The organism is Janibacter sp. CFPM2_SD2 (genome assembly GCF_057364645.1).
In genome coordinates, this window is the sequence record NZ_JBNFOF010000402.1 from 1 (window position 1) to 647 (window position 647).

Consider the following 647-nt stretch of genomic DNA (forward strand, 5'->3'; position numbering starts at 1 on the left):
CGCCGACCTCGCGCCGCTCGTCGAGGCCGTCGCCACCTGCCGCGACCGCTTCGCCGGGGTGCGCGCCATCACCGTCGACACCCGGGTCCACCACGACGCCGGTGCCGACGCGCAGGACGAGATCGCCCTCGCCCTGGCGACCGCCCTCGATTACGTGCGCCACCTCGCCGAGGCGGGCGTCGAGCCGGCCGAGGCCTTCCGTCGCATCGACTTCCGCGTCGCAGCGACCGCCGACCAGTTCGCGACGATCGCCAAGCTGCGCGCCCTGCGACGCACCTGGGCCCGCGTGGGCGAGGTCCTCGAGGTGCCCGAGGCCGACCGGGGCGCCTGGATCCACGCCGTCACCTCGTGGCGCATGCAGACGCGCACCGACCCGTGGGTCAACCTGCTGCGCGACACGATCGCCTGCTTCGCAGCCGCCGCCGGTGGCGCCGACGCGATCACCGTGCTGCCCTACGACCACGCGCTCGGCCTGCCGACCGCCTTCTCCCGCAGGGTCGCCCGCAACACGCAGTCGCTGCTGTCGTCGGAGTCCAATGTCGCGCGGGTCGCCGACCCGGCCGGCGGCTCCGCCTACGTCGAGGCCCTCACCGACGAGCTCGCCCGCGCTGCCTGGACCTGGTTCGGTCAGCTCGACGCCGCCGGCG

At 75.1% G+C, this 647-nt stretch carries 1 protein-coding gene; it reads left to right on the forward strand.

The features are described from left to right. Nucleotides 1–647 (forward strand): methylmalonyl-CoA mutase family protein (locus tag AC2W7J_RS18640; protein ID WP_485984296.1); only part of this gene is annotated, 647 nt, incomplete at both ends.